Origin of the sequence: Methylocella silvestris, assembly GCF_002891535.1 — a bacterium.
Lineage (GTDB): Bacteria > Pseudomonadota > Alphaproteobacteria > Rhizobiales > Beijerinckiaceae > Methylocapsa > Methylocapsa silvestris_A.
In genome coordinates this window covers 23,319-38,921 of the sequence record NZ_PDZR01000032.1, presented here as the reverse complement: position 1 = coordinate 38,921, position 15,603 = coordinate 23,319, and the positions used below count along the sequence as shown (strand labels likewise).

At 59.3% G+C, this 15,603-nt stretch carries 12 protein-coding genes; 7 read left to right on the top strand and 5 right to left on the bottom strand.

What is annotated here, in order from left to right:
- The first annotated feature begins 1,280 nt into the window (after nucleotides 1-1,280).
- The gene (locus tag CR492_RS18745) at nucleotides 1,281-1,598 is read left to right on the top strand and encodes a hypothetical protein (RefSeq protein ID WP_102845249.1); all 318 of its coding nucleotides are present in this window, start codon (nucleotides 1,281-1,283) and stop codon (nucleotides 1,596-1,598) included.
- A 658-nt stretch (nucleotides 1,599-2,256) separates the two neighbouring features.
- Nucleotides 2,257-2,958 carry a septation protein A gene (locus tag CR492_RS18735; RefSeq protein ID WP_102845247.1) on the top strand — a complete coding sequence of 234 codons (702 nt, stop codon included), beginning with the start codon at nucleotides 2,257-2,259 and terminating at the stop codon, nucleotides 2,956-2,958.
- Between the two features lie 95 nt (nucleotides 2,959-3,053).
- Here CR492_RS18735 and CR492_RS18730 read toward each other — a convergent pair whose 3' ends face one another.
- The gene (locus CR492_RS18730; protein WP_012590951.1) at nucleotides 3,054-3,329 is read right to left on the bottom strand and encodes a DUF1153 domain-containing protein; all 276 of its coding nucleotides are present in this window, start codon (nucleotides 3,327-3,329) and stop codon (nucleotides 3,054-3,056) included.
- A 441-nt stretch (nucleotides 3,330-3,770) separates the two neighbouring features.
- Here CR492_RS18730 and mnmA point away from each other — a divergent pair, with 441 nt between their 5' ends.
- Together mnmA and CR492_RS18720 are read left to right on the top strand one after the other, a co-directional pair.
- Nucleotides 3,771-5,018, top strand: a complete 1,248-nt coding sequence (gene mnmA, locus CR492_RS18725) for a tRNA 2-thiouridine(34) synthase MnmA (RefSeq protein WP_180982618.1) — start codon at nucleotides 3,771-3,773, stop codon at nucleotides 5,016-5,018.
- Between the two features lie 102 nt (nucleotides 5,019-5,120).
- Nucleotides 5,121-5,783 carry a class I SAM-dependent methyltransferase gene (locus CR492_RS18720; protein WP_102845253.1) on the top strand — a complete coding sequence of 221 codons (663 nt, stop codon included), beginning with the start codon at nucleotides 5,121-5,123 and terminating at the stop codon, nucleotides 5,781-5,783.
- 252 nt (nucleotides 5,784-6,035) lie between these two features.
- Here the strand turns inward: CR492_RS18720 and CR492_RS18715 are convergent, their stop codons facing one another.
- The 4 genes from CR492_RS18715 to CR492_RS20885 form a co-directional block, all read right to left on the bottom strand.
- Nucleotides 6,036-6,320 carry a hypothetical protein gene (locus CR492_RS18715; RefSeq protein WP_102845246.1) on the bottom strand — a complete coding sequence of 95 codons (285 nt, stop codon included), beginning with the start codon at nucleotides 6,318-6,320 and terminating at the stop codon, nucleotides 6,036-6,038.
- A 304-nt stretch (nucleotides 6,321-6,624) separates the two neighbouring features.
- Nucleotides 6,625-7,986: a sensor histidine kinase gene (locus CR492_RS18710; protein ID WP_102845245.1), complete on the bottom strand. Its 1,362-nt coding sequence runs from the start codon at nucleotides 7,984-7,986 to the stop codon at nucleotides 6,625-6,627.
- Nucleotides 7,987-8,102: 116 nt separating this feature from the next.
- On the bottom strand, nucleotides 8,103-10,538 hold the full coding sequence (locus CR492_RS18705; RefSeq protein WP_102845244.1) for a TonB-dependent receptor domain-containing protein: 2,436 nt from the start codon (nucleotides 10,536-10,538) through the stop codon (nucleotides 8,103-8,105).
- 183 nt (nucleotides 10,539-10,721) lie between these two features.
- Nucleotides 10,722-11,216 carry a hypothetical protein gene (locus CR492_RS20885; RefSeq protein ID WP_180982619.1) on the bottom strand — a complete coding sequence of 165 codons (495 nt, stop codon included), beginning with the start codon at nucleotides 11,214-11,216 and terminating at the stop codon, nucleotides 10,722-10,724.
- 22 nt (nucleotides 11,217-11,238) lie between these two features.
- Here CR492_RS20885 and CR492_RS18695 point away from each other — a divergent pair, with 22 nt between their 5' ends.
- The 3 genes from CR492_RS18695 (at nucleotide 11,239) to CR492_RS18685 (ending at nucleotide 15,484) form a co-directional block, all read left to right on the top strand.
- Nucleotides 11,239-12,999 (top strand): methanol/ethanol family PQQ-dependent dehydrogenase, encoded by a 1,761-nt coding sequence (locus tag CR492_RS18695; protein WP_245412170.1) that lies wholly within the window; start codon nucleotides 11,239-11,241, stop codon nucleotides 12,997-12,999.
- Nucleotides 13,000-13,143: 144 nt separating this feature from the next.
- Nucleotides 13,144-14,841: a quinoprotein dehydrogenase-associated putative ABC transporter substrate-binding protein gene (locus CR492_RS18690; protein ID WP_245412169.1), complete on the top strand. Its 1,698-nt coding sequence runs from the start codon at nucleotides 13,144-13,146 to the stop codon at nucleotides 14,839-14,841.
- A 70-nt stretch (nucleotides 14,842-14,911) separates the two neighbouring features.
- Nucleotides 14,912-15,484 carry a c-type cytochrome gene (locus CR492_RS18685; protein ID WP_102845251.1) on the top strand — a complete coding sequence of 191 codons (573 nt, stop codon included), beginning with the start codon at nucleotides 14,912-14,914 and terminating at the stop codon, nucleotides 15,482-15,484.
- The last annotated feature ends 119 nt before the right edge of the window (nucleotides 15,485-15,603 follow it).

The following is a 15,603-nucleotide window of genomic DNA, read 5'->3' as shown; positions in this document are numbered from 1 at the left end:
GACCGCTGGTCGTCGCCAGCCGCACAGCTTCCTTTTCAAAGTCCGCCGTGAAACGGCGCTGCTGCTTCCCCATCGCGGTTTCCTTTCAAATCTCAGGAAACCTCTCCATTTTTCCGGGGCAAGTCCATCATCCTCGTTACCAAAATAGTGACGCTCCAATCGACACGCTGTGCGACGAAGCCTATCCAAATCGTGGCCCTCCTGATGAAGCGCCAGAGGCAGGAAAAGCGTGCGCCGGGCCGATGGATTCATGGCGCGCTTGCGTTCTTCACTCGAACCGGCCGCACCCACGACCGGATCGTTGCCACGCTCGATCCCATGAGCTGCGCCAGCCTTGTACTGCGACCGCGCGTGACGCCGCCATTTAACAGCTGTGCGATTTGACGAACGACGGCGTGCTGATCCATCGCGTTACTAACAGCGTCATAGTGACGGAGCTATGAGTATCGCTCCAGGATTGGTTCGCCGCTGTCGCGCTTTTGGGCTAAGCGACGGTTTCGCCTCTGGCGCAGATCGCGTGTACAGAAATCACAAAGCACAAACAATGACATAGGAGTGCCCAGTTTCATCCTTTCCGGTGCGCCAACTCATTGTTGCAAGGTTTGGGGCCGGGAGGTCGAATCCCTTAATTAGTTCGCGCCAAATTTTGCGTAGCGGATAAAGCAGCCCCCAGTCGCGTCCGGATCCTGCCGATAAATATTTTCTCACAGACAGCTTGGGGAATGGCGCCGCGCTTCTCGCAATTACGCATGCATGAGTTGATCTCCCGCTCCCTTGGAAAGCTCCCCGATGCGCATCGGGACTGTGGGCGCTCAATGAGAGCAGGCCGGAGTTGATGGCTCAGGCGTAAGGCGCCTGCCAGCGCGGCTTTCAGGCCGATGGTTCCTGATCAACGAAGGCGAGAAAGGCGGCTTTCGCTTCCCTTGAACCTCGACTCGGTCGAAAGGTCAGGTGAGCCTCGATAAAGGCCACGGTCCATGTCGCCACAATAAGACCCGCCGCGAGACGGGCGGCGCGATCGGCAGGTTCTTGCCCGACACATTCAGATAGCGCCGCCGTCAGGACTTGCGCGAACTCATCACCTATCGCCCTGGCTCGAGTCTGAACCGCAAGAGCTGTCGTCATTGCATCGAGAGGCGAAGTTTTTTCTCAGGCCGCGAGAAATAAAACGGATGCGCGCAACTAACAACTACGAAGTGCGTTAATTCGTCATATATCAACCGGCTCGCTCGTCACGGCGCTTTGGCGTGCTCGTTGGAGCATGTCGAAGGGGGACTTAAATGACTCAGGATCTGATCCCATTCATTGCGCGCAAGGCCAATCTCGTGATCGATCCGGATCTGGAGAATTATCTCGACGCCCATTTGATCCGGGGTTGGCGGCAGTCGCTCTTCAGCATCGGGGTTAAAGCCAAGAATGGCGACGCCGAAGCTGGGAAAGTCGCCGGCGCCATGACCGCTTGGGTCGCCGCATTATGCCGCAAGCGGAACAGAAGAAATCGCAAGGCAAAATCGGTTGGCGCGGGCGTCAACGTGATTTCGCTGGCCGCGTTTCGGGCCGCTCAAGTTCCACCCTCTGAGGGTAGCCATGCAGTCTAACCAACCGACGCTCATAATTATTCCCCTCTCAGAGCTTGATGACGATGCACGGGACGGCGTGCTTAACGCCTGCATCCGCGATTTCTGCCGTCTTCGGGGCGTCTCCCGGGCTCAAATCTTGCTTCGCGAGGTCGTGTCGGCGTCCGGCGCTGAGACAGCTGAGATCACCCTTGCGGCGCGATGAGCGTTCAGCGTCCAAGATGGCCCTCCACAGGCTCTGACGCGAAGCCAAGCTGGCCGCCACCGACTTTGTCGAACAGCTGATCCAGGCAGTTCGGCGAATGGTGCGACAGCAAGATCGGCGACGTTGATGTTCGGCATGCGTCATCGCAAAAGCGGCGTCGACCGGCCAGACGAAACCAACCATCCTCAGACGAAAGACACAGAGGTCTCGGCTCGGCGAGCAAGGCTCGTCGGAGAAGCGCGCGGATGATCTGGATGCCGAAGCACGCAACCCCCGAATGCGGCCTCGACGAGAGCTGCGATCAGTTACACGCGCGGCTCGTGCGCTTCTTCCTGAAACCGCAATGCCGTTCCGTTTGCCGGAGGCCTCCGCCGGTTCGTCACGCGAAAAAGCGGGCGGGTACGAAAAAGCTCCATTATTTGCGCGAATGCTCTAAAACCGGAGCCGATACGCAACGCAATGGATCCTGGACGCATGAACGAAATGCAGAAGCCGCTTTCCGATCAGCGCCCGTCGATCGTTGGCCAGGGGCGGGGCGCGCCACGAAATCCGTTGCTGAAGCTTGGCCTCGAAGTCGGCCCACTGGCTCTGTTCTTCTTCGCCAATGCGCGGCCGCAGCTGTTTCATCCGTTGGTCGCGCCGTTTTTGCCGGCCGCGCTGCTGGCGGGCGAGCAAGCGGGTCTTTTTACTGCGACCTTCGTGCTGATCGTCGCCGTTCTCGCGGCGCTCGCCGTTTCCTATGCGATGACGCGGCGCATTCCGGCGGTTCCTCTGATCACCGCGGTGCTGGCCATCGCCTTCGGCGGGCTAACGCTTTATCTGCATGATGCGACCATCATCAAGATGAAGCCGACGATCCTTTACATCTGCTTTAGCGCCGCGCTGCTGATCGGTATGATGATCGGCCGCCCCGTGCTGCCGATCTTGTTCGACAATGCGATGAGCCTCAGCGAACGTGGCTGGCGGCTGCTCACCTGGCGCTGGGCGGGTTTTTTCCTCGTGCTGGCCGGGCTCAATGAGATCGTCTGGCGCACGCAATCGAACGACGTCTGGGTCGCCTTCAAATTCCCCGGGCTGTTCGTTCTGGTGCTTTTATTCACCTTCGCCCAGCTGCCATTCATCATGCGAAACCGGCTCGACGAAGAAGAAGCGGCCAGAGCCCCCGAGCATTTTTGAGGAAAGGGCGCGGCGCCGTGCTGGGCAGTCTGCACTTGATGGGGAATCGATCACTTTCGTGATTTTGGATTGATCCAGTCCCGTATCGTCGTGATTCAGGCCCTGTACTGCTGAATCCGCGTCGTACGCAATCCGGCAAGTCCGTGCTGGTCGATCGACATCTGCCAGGATAGAAATTCGTCGACGGTCAAAGTATAGCGATTGCACGCTTCTTCCAGCGAGAGCAGGCCGCCGCGAACCGCGGCGACGACCTCTGCCTTGCGTCGGATCACCCAGCGTTTTGTGCTGGACGGCGGTAGATCGGCCAAGGTCAAAGGACTTCCATCGGGGCCGATGACATATTTTGCGCGATGACGGCTCGGTTCGGCCATGTCTGCAACTCACGGAACTTCAGATCACAAATCAGATCGAGCCGAACATAGGCGGCGTGTTTTAAGATTTGCCTAAGCCGACGGCGTTGTTTTATTAATGATTTCTGATTACTGGCCTTGATTTGCGCGTTATAGCTAGCAAAGATTGCTTCGATCGTCTCAACTTGGAACGCTTCCGTCCTTTACGCTTGCAAGCGACGCAGAGGAACCCGGCCGCCGGGGCGGCGGCCGAGCAAACGATTCGCGCCGCGGCAAACGAGGTCTTTGCACATAGACCGCCGATCATTATATTTGGTTGACGCATGAGAGGAGCCGTGGCTTCTGCATGGGTTTGGCAGGTCGCGATTATGGTCAGGCGGCCCGCCGCCCTGGGGCAAATTGCGGCGCGGGGAGTGAGGCGCGCGCGGCGCGCTGTCGGGAGCGGAGCAAGCCACGGCGATCATGAGCACAAATCATTCGCCAGGACCGGCCGCGGCCGAAGGCAGGCGCGAGCTGAATTCGCTGGGGCTGCCGAAGCCGCCTGCGGAGACGCGCGTCGTTGTCGCCATGTCCGGAGGAGTTGATTCCTCCGTCGTCGCCGCGCTCATGAAAGAGCAGGGCTATGACGTAATTGCCGTGACCATGCAGCTTTATGATCATGGCGAGGCGGTCCACCGCAAAGGCGCGTGCTGCGCCGGCCAGGACATTCAGGACGCCCGCCTTGTCGCCGCCCGGCTCGAAATTCCGCATTACGTGCTCGATTACGAAGAGCGGTTCCGCCAAAAAGTCATCAATCCCTTCTCGCATAGCTATGCGACCGGCGAGACGCCGATCCCCTGCGTCTCCTGCAATAGCGAGATCAAATTCGCCGATCTGTTCGATACCGCGCTCGACCTCGGCGCGGACGTCCTCGCGACCGGACATTATGTTTCAACCCGCAGCGACGAAGCCGGCGAACGCGTTTTGCATCGCGCTTTCGACGGCCGCCGCGATCAGAGCTATTTCCTGTTCGCCACCACGCGCCGCCAGCTGCAGATGCTCCGCTTTCCCCTCGGCGACATGACCAAGACCGACGTTCGCGCGCTGGCGCGGCGGTTCGGCCTCATCGTTGCGGACAAGGCGGACAGCCAGGACATCTGCTTCGTGCCGAAGGGCAAGTACAGCGATCTGATCGAAAGACTGTCGCCGGGCGCAGCCGTTCCCGGCGAGATCGTACATATCGACGGCCGCGTGCTCGGATGCCATGCCGGCGTCATTCATTACACCATCGGCCAAAGGCGCGGCCTCGGCCTTGGCGAGGCCAATGCCGGCGAACCTCTTTTCGTTATAAAGCTTGACGCGGCGGCGGCGCGGGTGGTCGTCGGTCCGCGCGAGGCGCTGGCGACGCGCCGCGCGCATTTGCGCGCCGTGAACTGGATTGGCGACGGCGAATTCGCTGATCTCCCCCGCGAAGGCGCCGATATTTTCGTGCAGGTCCGCTCGACGCGGCCGCCCGTCGCCGGCCGGCTTTATGTGCGGGACGGCGGCGCGCATGTCGACTTCGTGCATGACGAGGACAGCGTTTCGCCCGGCCAGGCCTGCGTCTTTTACGCCTCTGATCAGCCGCGCGCCCGCGTTCTCGGCGGCGGCTTCATCAGCTCGACCGAATCCGCCATCGATGTCAGGCCGGCAACGAACCGGGTCGCTGAAGCTGCCTCGGTCCCCGTCTAGCGCGCTTCCGGCGCCGGGCTCGACTTGGGCCGCATCTTCAAAAACTCCGATCGAAGGATCGCACTTTTGACTGGTCGTAATCTTTCCGAGTTCGCCCGCCCGATGAGCGCGGGAGCTGCGTCCGCCGCCCATGCGACGCTCGACAACGGCCATGTCAAATCGTCCTACGCGCGCTGGGCGCCCATCTATGATCTTGTTTTTTCGCTCGTCATGCGCGCCGGACGCCTCGCGGCCGTCGCGGCGGCTGACCGCCCGATGGGGCGCGTGCTCGACGTTGGCGTCGGCACAGGCCTTGAATTGCCGATGTTCGACCAGCGGACGCGGCTCGTCGGCGTCGATCTCTGCGAGCCGATGCTGCGGCAAGCGCAGCGCCGTCTGATCGACAAATCGCTGCAGAATGTCGACGGCCTTCTCGTCATGGACGCGACGCGCCTTGCTTTTCCGGATGCGAGCTTTGACGCGGTAGTCGCCCCTTACGTGCTGACCGTCGTGCCCGACCCGCATGCGATGCTCGACGAATTGCTGCGCGTCGTGAAGCCTGGCGGGGAAATCGTGCTCGTCAACCATGTCGGGGCAGAGACGGGACTGATCGCCAAGCTCGAGGCATGGCTTGGCACGCGCAGCGCCCACCTTGGCTGGCGACCGCAATTCCAATGGGCGGTCCTTGGCGGTTGGATCGAGGCTCGGCCAGCCGCGCGCCTCCTGGAGCGCCGCGCGCTGGCGCCGTTCGGGCTATTCACCCTGGCGCGCTTGAAAAGAGTGTGACAGCCGCCACAATTTCTATGATCCGGCTCCGCTGAGCGCTTTCCGGCCAAGCCTATTTTTCTCGATCAGTTTAATTCAATCTGATCTCAATGGGCTCTATCGCTACCCTCGCCATAAAAAGTGCGCCCCGAGTTCGCCGGCTTCATCCTCGCGCGCTGGCAATTTCTTTGCGGCGTCGCATCGGATGATCGGACAAGGTGATCGATGGGGGGCGGACATTGATCGGAAACGCCGCTTCCAAAGGCGTGGGCGCTAGACGGCGGGCTTGTTCGGATAGGGCAAGGCCGGTCCAGACCTCCGCCTGTGAAGCTTCATCGCGGTCGACCAGCCGATGACGCCAAGCAAATAACCGATCTGCAGTAGTGTCAGAAAGAGAGCTGCGTATAATGCAGCGTGAAAGAAACGTTCTCCGGCAAATGTGGCGGCCATCACGGTGACCAATGCTACGACTGCACAAGAGGGAGCGAGGATGTAAGCCTTGAAATTACAGCCAAGGACAATTCCAAATACTAAAGCGGCAACCGAGAGAATATACATTAAAGTTGCCCTTCCCGGGTTTCATACATATCTCAAAAACCAATTCGGTTTTGCCGCGCTATCGCCATAATGACACAGAAGTTAATATGGTTCCTTATTATTTCATTGATCTCATTTTTATTTAATATTCAACCTGATCGCTGCGCTATACGCTCGTGTTTGTTGTATTTTGCACGTGATTTTGCTTCGACATCGCTTAAGCTTGCTATGGCCAGGAGCAAGCTTGTCAATTACGGGGCAGCAGTTGGATGATCATCGTTCGTCGTAATTTTGGCGGCGAGCGCCCTCATCAGTTCCAGCGCCTCTACGCCGAAATGCTCGCTGCCTGCGGGCGCTCCAGAATTGGTTTGCCGCCAATCGGGATTTCGGCCTCGACAATCACGCCTTGGCGGGATGAGTGGTTGCGAATGGTCACGACTCCGCCGACAGAACGGACGCGCTCCTTCATTCCGGCGAGTCCGAAGCCATTCGGCTCCCGATCCTTGGAAAAGCCAATCCCGTCATCTTCCACGATGATCTGGATCCGCTGCTCAAGGCGTTTGATCCGCACGTCGATCCGCGCGGGTTGCCCATGCCGTATCGCATTGCTGAGACTTTCCTGAACGACGCGAAAGGCGACGGCGTCGAGCGGCAGCCCTATTCGTTCCTCTGTAATCTCTATGCCGAAGGATAATTCAGGGCGCCGCGCTTTCCAAAAACCAATCAGATTGTCTATCGCGCCGGCAAGGCCGAGATCCAGCAAAGCGCCGGGGGCAAGGCGGCGCAGAACGTCCCTTAGGTGCCTCTGCATATGACGCACCGCGTCGGAGATCGCATCCGCGCGGGGGCCGACCTGACCGCCCATCCCCGTCTGGAGGAACTGCCGGATCATGGCGGCGTCCGCGCCGACCGAGAACAGAAACGGCGCGACCTCGTCGTGCAGGTCGCGCGCGAGCTCCGCGCGTTCTTCCTCCTGCACATTGACAATTTGTTCGTGCAGAGCGCGGTTCTGCGCCGTCATCCCCTCAAGCCGCGCCGCCATGATATTGAATCCGTAGCGAAGCGGCTCAAGCTCTCGATAGGCCAAAGGCGCGACGCGCGTCGCATAGTTGCCGCCACCGATCCCGGAAAAGGCGTCGCATACGTTGCGCAATGGACTCAGCGCGGTTCGGATGGTCCAGAACGCCAACGCAAGAACCAGAGCAAAGAAAACGGCCATGATAATCAGGGTGAGACGGAAATCGCTCCAGGCCTCGGCGACTTCATTATGGGCGTCGGCCTCGAGCGTCATGCCGCCGATGGAATGAAACGCAGGCGGCAGGTCGAGCTGAGTCCGCAGCGGCGGCGCCGCTGTGACGAGACGGTAAAACCAGCTTGGCGCCGGGTCATCCGGGAGTTGCAATTGCGAATGCGCGAGGATCTCGCCATGAGGTCCGAAAAGCGTCGCGCGCAGATGCCGGTCGCCGTTGAAATCATCGACAACGAGCCGCAGCCGCTTCGCCGGATCGATCGCCTCTTCACGATCGTCAACGGCGTTGCCAGCCGTATGCAACCCGACCGACATCGCGGCTTGCATCTCCGTGCGAATCTTATCCAGAACATGCTCATAGGTGAGCACAGAGCCAAAGGCGAGGCTCAGAATCAGGACGACGGTAAGGGAAACGACGAGGCGGCTTTGGATCGACATGGGAAGCCTCGGAGCGGGCCAGGCAATCGCAGCACATCACAAACGCCGATCTAAGCGCAGAACTCTTAAAGCGGCAATGGCGACGCGGCCCGAATGAGCCGCGCCGCAGACCAGGATCAAAAAGTGACTTTGAATCCGCCGTAGACGGAGAGAGGTTGCGCCACAGTCACCGCCCTGGCGTCGCCGATGCCGCCATTCTCGGGATTGTTGTTGAAAAGAGTGGCGTTGACGTTCCCGCCGCTCGTGTCGGTTCCGTAAAACGTTCCGTATGTCGCGTATTTGTGATTGGTGACATTGTTGATCAGGCCGAACAGCTGGATTTGCTCGGTCGCCTGATAGGTGGCCCGCAGATTCACGTAATAGTAGGCGGGAAGTTTCGGGTTGAGGTTGGAATCGTCGCCGACGTAATACTGGTCTCCGACGACGACCGCCTCCGCCGTCACCTTGAATTGCGGGGTCACCGCATAGGTAATGCCAAACTTGCCTAGATTGCTCGGAATGCCCGGAATGCGATCGCCTGGCCGGACGAAAATATTGCCATTTTCGTCCGCGAAAGGATTATTCGGCGATGAAAAGGTGCCGCTGAATTGATAGGTCGCGTCGACGTGGGCGTAGTTGGCATAAAGGCTTACGGGGCCGTAGTTATACTGGAGGCCAAGTTCGGCGCCCTGCCGCAAGGTTTCCGGAACGTTGGTAAAGTATCCCTGTCCCGAGATTTCACTCGCCTCATTGACGATGTCGTTGGTGCTCGTGATGTGAAACACGCCGGCGTTATAAACGAGTGTGCCGTAGCCATTGGGTATCGTGAGCACACCACGGGCGCCGCCCTCGAAAGTGTGGGAGACCACCTGTTGCAGCGGCGGGTCGGATACAAGCGCGGTCTCGAGAACGCAGGGCAGCGCCGGGTTGGAGCACTGGTTTTCGAGCGGAGTCGGCGCCCTGTTTGCTTCAGAGTAACCGCCGTAGAAGGTCAAAGCGGGCGAAGCGGTGTAGGTGAAGCCGACGACCGGGTTAATGCGATTATAGCTGGCGCTGGAGTTGAGGTCGGGAGATTGGCCGCTGACGTCCGAAAGGCCGATATTGGCGACGTTGAACCTTGCTCCCGCAGTTACTGCGAATTCGTTTGTGATGTTCAGCGTGTCGAGGGCAAAAAGGCCGAAATAGGTCGCGGACCCATGCACCCAGACCGGAGCGAAGCCGACATTGCCCTCGGTCTGAAGAATGGCTTGCGAGCCAGGAAAGCCCGTGAACGTATTTTGGAAGTTCGAATCAAGCTGGCCGAGCGTCGTCGTCGACGAGAAATGCGTATAGCTCTGATCGACGCTGCCGCCGACGACGAAGTAGTTGGCGTGATCGAGGATTTTATCCTTGCTTGTCAACTGCTCCTGAGCGCCAAACGTTTGCGTGTGGGTGGCGGTGAAGGCCGTCGTTCCATAAGCGAAGTCATCACCGAGGTACGGGATGGGCTGGCCATGATTTGTGAATTGATAATCATTCGGATTGTGGCCGTGGAACGCGCCGTCGTTGGAAAGGCAAGCGTTGCCGTCCGTGCCCCCCTGATCGCCGCAGTTGGCGATATCGGCGTCGTTGCCGTCGACGTGATATTGATCGAACTGGCGGTAATAGAAATTGCTCGCCAGGGACCACGTCGGGGTCAGGTCGAAGCGACCGGTTATCTGCGCCAGGCCGGCCTGATTATTGGTCGTCTGCGGGGTCGTGAAAACGGAGTTGTACTGCTGTTCCACGAGCACCATGGGAGTGGTGCCCTGAACGCCAAGCCACGTGCGGCTGAAGGCGCCGATCGCGTGAAATTCGGAATCCTGCGTACGGTAGCCAATATCGGCGTAAACGCGTTGCAGGTTTTGCGCCCCGTAGGGACGATAGCCGTCGTCCCGCAAAGCGTCGGTGGCGAAATAAATACTGTAGTCGCCAACCTGCTTGCCATATTGCACGCTGCCGTAAAGACGCCCGTATGAACCGCCGAGAACCTGAGCCTCGCCACCCTGATAGGTGAAGCCGTTCTTCATCGTGAAATTGATGGCGCCGCCGAGCGCGTTCAATCCGAAGATCGGATTGTTTGTGAAGACGTCGACGCGGTCGATGGCGATCGGGGAGATAAGATCGAGGTTGGTGCTGTCGCCGAACGCCTCGTTGATGCGCACGCCGTTCTGATAAACCGCAAGTCCCTGCGCCGTCCCCGAGATGCGGGATGTGTCGAAGCCGCGATAAAACAGATCAGGGGAGAGGTCGGTCCCGTCGACGTTAATCCCGATCGCGGCGGGCACATGGGCCGTTATCGCGTCCGCGACAGCGGGAGATTTCTTGTCCTCGAATTGCTGCGAGGTCACAGTCGATACAAAAGCGGGAACCTTGTCCTTGTCGATACTGCTTGCGCCCGGCACCGGCGTCGGCGACACTACAATAACGTCCGGCAACACGACCGTGCTGGCGTTGTTGTTTGTGTTGGCGTCCTGAGCTTGAGCAGCGCCGACGATCGCGGCGCCGCCAACCGCCGAGGCGACAATGAACGACCTAGCTGTTCTGGCGTCCATGAGACATTCCCTCCGGTTTCGTTCGAGCCCCCCGCGCCATGAAAGCGGACTTTCGACTAAGGTGCTCCAAATGGGCTATGGAACATTAAGCCAGCACGTTCTCCGCGCAACGCGGAAAAAGATGAAGTTCTATTCTGGCTTAAGAGCGTTGCCATTATATCACGATCAAAATGTAATCTTGGGCTATATGTCATTTCTCCCGATGATGCTGGCTTTGAAGAAAGAGAAAAGTCCCTCAATATCGGGAATAAATCTAATCTGTTTGGGCTGAGTCCATTGTGGATTGACATTGATTTTCAGTCGTCGCCTTGAGTCGGATCCATTGCGCTCCGGTGTGGAGCTAACCCATTTTTGCTTTCTCCGCGTGGAGCTGAGCGCGGCGCCCGCCACAACAGCGGCGCCGATTCTGAAGCGGGAATATTTTCCCGATTTTTCGGGAAAACCGGCTCTATCGCCCATGTTGGATTTCGCTACTGTTCCGGTCGTTCGGATCGAGGGCAGCGAAGCGGAAGGGCCGCTTTGATAAAACAATGCCAATGATTTCGTGACGCCTTGGGAGGAGCTAATGAATTTGCGGGAATGTTTACCTTGGCGCGCGGCGTTCGCCGGTTTGGCGATGGCGTCGCTATCGAGCGTAGCTTGGGCCGGCTCAGATGACGAGATCATAAAGAACAGCAAGAATCCCGATCTCTGGCCTGGGATGGGGCAGAATCTCGCCCTTCAGCGTCACAGCGAACTGAAGGACATCAACAAGGACAACGTCGGCAATCTCCAGATGTCCTGGTCGCAGTCCTCGGGAGCTCTGCGCGGACACGAAGGGCAGCCTGTCGTCGTCGATGTCGGCGGAAAGCCGATGATGTTCTTTGTCAGCGCCTGGCCAAACATCGTGCAGGCGCTTGATCTTTCTGACCCCGACAATCCGGTCCAGGTCTGGTCCTATAACAAGGGCACGGATCGCGATGTGTCGGCGGTGCCGCGCGCTTGCTGCGACGTGGTCAATCGCGGCGTGAACTACGCAGACGGAAAGCTGCTGTTCAATACGCTGGACGGCTTCCTCATTGCACTCGACGCCAAGACCGGCCAGGAACTGTGGGTGGTCAAGCACGCCTTTCCCGAGCATGGCGAAACGGTGACGAGCGCGCCATTGATCGCCAAGGACAAGGTGATCGTCGGATTCGGCGGCGACGAATTCGCTGCGCGTGGACGGCTCGAGGCCTATGACCTCGCGACGGGCGACCTCGCCTGGCGGTGCCAGAGCAATGGCACTGACAAGGACGTCTGCCTGACCCCCGACACCAACAAGGCGCATCCCGAACACGGGACTTATGGTCACGATATCGGCCTCTCCAGCTATCCCGGCGACGAGTGGAAGCGCGGCGGCGGTTCGCCCTGGGCGTGGTACAGCTACGATCCCGAGCTCGGACTCGTTTACGCTTCGACCGGCAATCCCGGCAATTGGAGCCCGACGACGCGCTGCGGCGAAGACACCCATGAGGCGTGCAATTCCGGCAAGTGGGACAACAAATGGTCGATGACGATCTTCGCCCGCAAGGTCGACACGGGCGAGGTGGTCTGGGCCTATCAGATGACGCCCTTCGATCAATGGGACTATGACGGCGTCAACGAGAACATCCTTGTGGACATGCCGAATGTCGACGGCAAGCCCGTCAAGGCGCTCGTGCACTTCGACCGCAACGGCTTCGCCTATGTTCTCGACAGGACAGACGGCAATCTCTTGCGGGCCCACAAATTCGTCACCGTAAACTGGGCCGAAAAGGTCGATCTGAAGACGGGACGTCCCGTCAAGGTGCCAGAGCACTCACCTTTCAAGATCGGCGTCAATACGCAGGCCTGTCCCTCGGCGATGGGCGGCAAGGATCAGCAGCCAGCCTCGGTCGATCCCAAGGATCCGACTAATTTCTATGTCCCGACCAACAATTGGTGCATGGAGGATGAGCCACAGGCCCGCACGCATACGCAACAGGGCACAGTCTATGTCTTCGCCAATGTCTATATGTATCCGGAAAAGCCGGGGGTGACGGGCAAGCTGAAGAAGTTCGACGTGCTGACAGGCAAGACCGCCTGGGAAGTGCCGGACGCCTATCCGAACTGGAGCGGCACGCTGAACACCGCCGGCGGCCTTGTTTTCTATGGCAGCCTTAACGGCGACTTCCGCGCCATCGACCGCGATACCGGCAAGTTGCTTTGGCAGCGCAAGCTTGGCTCCGGCATCATCGGCAACCCGATCGCTTACAAGATCAAGGGCCATGAATACGTCTCCGTGTTCGCGGGCATTGGCGGCTGGATCGGCTTGCCGGCGGTCGCGGGTCTCGATCTTGAAGACAAGTTCGGCGCGATCGGTTCGACGGCTCTGACCAAGGTCATCGGACTGAACAAGATCCCGCAAGGCGGCGCTCTCTATACGTTCCGAGTGCCGGACAAGGAGGCCAAAGCCCCCTAGCAGACATCCGTTCCTCTTCCTCCGGACACCCTGCTCGGTCCCCGAGCATTGAGCAGGGTGTTTTTTCTTTTCAAGCGGCGAACGGTTCTCTTCGCAATGAAAACTGTCTCCTTCCTCCCCCTTCTTTGCGTGTTGTCTGGGAGCTTGCCTGCGTCCCACGCGCTCGCTCAGGCGGCGCCCAACAACAAACCCTTCGAAGAATTCAGCCAGATCGAGCGCGACGCAGCGAAAGCCGCCGCGCGCAAGGCGCATTTTTCCTCGTTTCGCGTCTGCGGCGACCCCGGGAACATGCCGTTCTCGAATATCGCGGAAGAAGGATTCGAGAATAAGATCGCAAACGTCATCGCAAAGGCGCTTGGCGTGAGGGCGACCTATTTCTGGCGGCCCTACATCGAACGCGGCATGACACGCCAAACCTTCGAGACGAATGACTGCGATATATTGATGAATGTGCCGGCAGGTTATGAGTCGGCGCTCACGACCTTTCCGCTTTATCGCAGCACTTATGTCTTCGCTTCGCGCACGGATCGGGGCTACGATTTCAAAGGCCTTTCCGATCCGCGACTGAAGTCGCTCCAGATCGGCGTCTACGAACTTTCGGCGGTGCGTCAGTCGCTCGCCGATCATGGCGTCGTCAAGAATGTCCATGTCCATGAGGTTTCTCATGACGGCGATCTGGCGCCCGAGCATCAACCTTGGCGCCAGGTGCAGGAGGTCGCCGACGGCAAGCTCGACGTCGCGGCCGTCTGGGGACCGTTCGCGGGCTGGGCGCTCGCGCAGGGCGCGCCGTTGACGATCCAGCCAACCAATCTGATGGATAACGTCATTCCCATGGAATTCGATATCGCCATTGGCGTTCGTAAAACCGATGCGATCACCAAATACGCCATTGAAAACGCCCTCAATGCGCACAGGGACGAAATCCGAAAAATCCTTCAGGACTATGGCGTGCCTCTCGTTGAATGCTCGGATTGCCTCGTGCCAGGACCGATAAAGGCGCATGGAATTTATACCGCGCCAATGGTTTCCGCGGAGGAGTTGGAGAAGCTGCGCCGGGAGAGGCCCGCGATCACGCGCGAGCAGCTCGACGAATGGCTGGCGGATGGAGCCGACGTCGATGGCGAGTTCAATAATGCGGTGCTGGCGTCCGACAATAATCGCCTGGAATATCTACTCGGCAAGGGCGCCGGCATAAACAAGAAGGATCCTCAAGGCTACACGCCGCTGACCGCCGCCGTTCGCCTCGGCGCGCTTTCGACGACGCAATTCCTTCTGGATCACAGGGCAGACGTCGAGGCGGCTGACAGCGACGGATGGACGCCTTTATTGCACGCGATCCTGCGGAACGACGTAGCTGGGATTCAATTGCTTCTATCCCGTGGAGCAAATGTGGAGACGCCTGCGCCCGGCGGATTCACGCCGCTTTCCATAGCGATCGAGGAAAAGAAATACGACGCGGCCAAGGCGCTGATCGACAGCGGCGCCAGAGTCGATGAACCGGTCGGGGCCAAGAAGATAACGCCTTTGATGATTGCTTCGAGCGAGCCGCCGCCGGAAAGCCGCGTTCAGAAACTGACGCAGTCTTTGAATTCGGTTGAAATCGCCCGGGCGCTTCTTGCCAAAGGGGCGAACGTAAACGCGACCAGCGCCGAAGGCGTGACGGCGCTTATGATCGCGGCCGCGCGCGACAACGCGCCGATGATAGGGCTTCTCATCCAGGCCTCGGCCGCCGCTGACATGCAAAGCGCGGATGGCGAAACGGCGCGTGACATCGCCGCCAAGAATGGCGGGACATCCGCCACGCGGATGCTCGATCTCTTCGCGAAAACCTCGACAAAATGAGATGTCGGCGCATCGGCGCGGCGCAAAGCAACGTCGCCGCGCCAAATTCACAGGAAAGGGAAGATTACACATGATGAAGCAGCTGTTGCTTATTGTCGCGTCATTGGCGTTCGCTTGCGGGACGGCCGCCGCCGACCCAGCGGCGCCGGCAAGCGAGGCTGCGCCTGCAGGACCGACAAACCAGCGTCAGCCGTCTCTCTCGGATCCTGAGAAAAGCCCTTCAGCGCTGCTTCCTAAATCCGAGGTTACGGGCAAAACGCCGATTGAGGTCGTCACGGCGGCGCCCTTAGCTACCATCAATAATCCATATACCGGGCAGCCCGACAAGATAGAAGCCGGTAAGGCCGTGTTCCAGGGCATGGGCTGCCCAGGTTGTCACGGCGGAAACGGCGGCGGCGGCATGTGTCCGCCCCTGACAAACGAAACCTGGGTTTACGGAAGCGACGATGACACTCTGTTTCGTCTGATCACGCTGGGTTCTGATGGATTGCAGAAAAATGGCTTCATCCGCATCGGCATGGAGAACATCGTCGGTCCGATGCCGGCGTTCGGCGCGCTCATCCAGAGCGACGAGCAACTCTACGAGTTACTGGCCTATCTTCGCACGCTTTACAGAGGGTCGGCGAAAAGGGTGAATTGGTGAGGCTTTGGAGCCGGAGTATGGAATACGCCGTCGCGGGCGCGCTATGCCGGTGTATTCTTTGCCTCTTGGTTGCAGCTGGACCCGCCTTTGCGCTCGATGGGTCGGAAAGCCCTGCGGCG

Bases quoted from the DNA above. Each gene is read 5' to 3' on its own strand.
- CR492_RS18745 (WP_102845249.1), top strand. From the start codon at position 1,281: ATGACTCAGGATCTGATCCCATTCATTGCGCGCAAGGCCAATCTCGTG.
- CR492_RS18735 (WP_102845247.1), top strand. From the start codon at position 2,257: ATGAACGAAATGCAGAAGCCGCTTTCCGATCAGCGCCCGTCGATCGTT.
- CR492_RS18730 (WP_012590951.1), bottom strand. From the start codon at position 3,329: ATGGCCGAACCGAGCCGTCATCGCGCAAAATATGTCATCGGCCCCGAT.
- mnmA (WP_180982618.1), top strand. From the start codon at position 3,771: ATGAGCACAAATCATTCGCCAGGACCGGCCGCGGCCGAAGGCAGGCGC.
- CR492_RS18720 (WP_102845253.1), top strand. From the start codon at position 5,121: ATGAGCGCGGGAGCTGCGTCCGCCGCCCATGCGACGCTCGACAACGGC.
- CR492_RS18715 (WP_102845246.1), bottom strand. From the start codon at position 6,320: ATGTATATTCTCTCGGTTGCCGCTTTAGTATTTGGAATTGTCCTTGGC.
- CR492_RS18710 (WP_102845245.1), bottom strand. From the start codon at position 7,986: ATGTCGATCCAAAGCCGCCTCGTCGTTTCCCTTACCGTCGTCCTGATT.
- CR492_RS18705 (WP_102845244.1), bottom strand. From the start codon at position 10,538: ATGGACGCCAGAACAGCTAGGTCGTTCATTGTCGCCTCGGCGGTTGGC.
- CR492_RS18695 (WP_245412170.1), top strand. From the start codon at position 11,239: ATGGGGCAGAATCTCGCCCTTCAGCGTCACAGCGAACTGAAGGACATC.
- CR492_RS18685 (WP_102845251.1), top strand. From the start codon at position 14,912: ATGATGAAGCAGCTGTTGCTTATTGTCGCGTCATTGGCGTTCGCTTGC.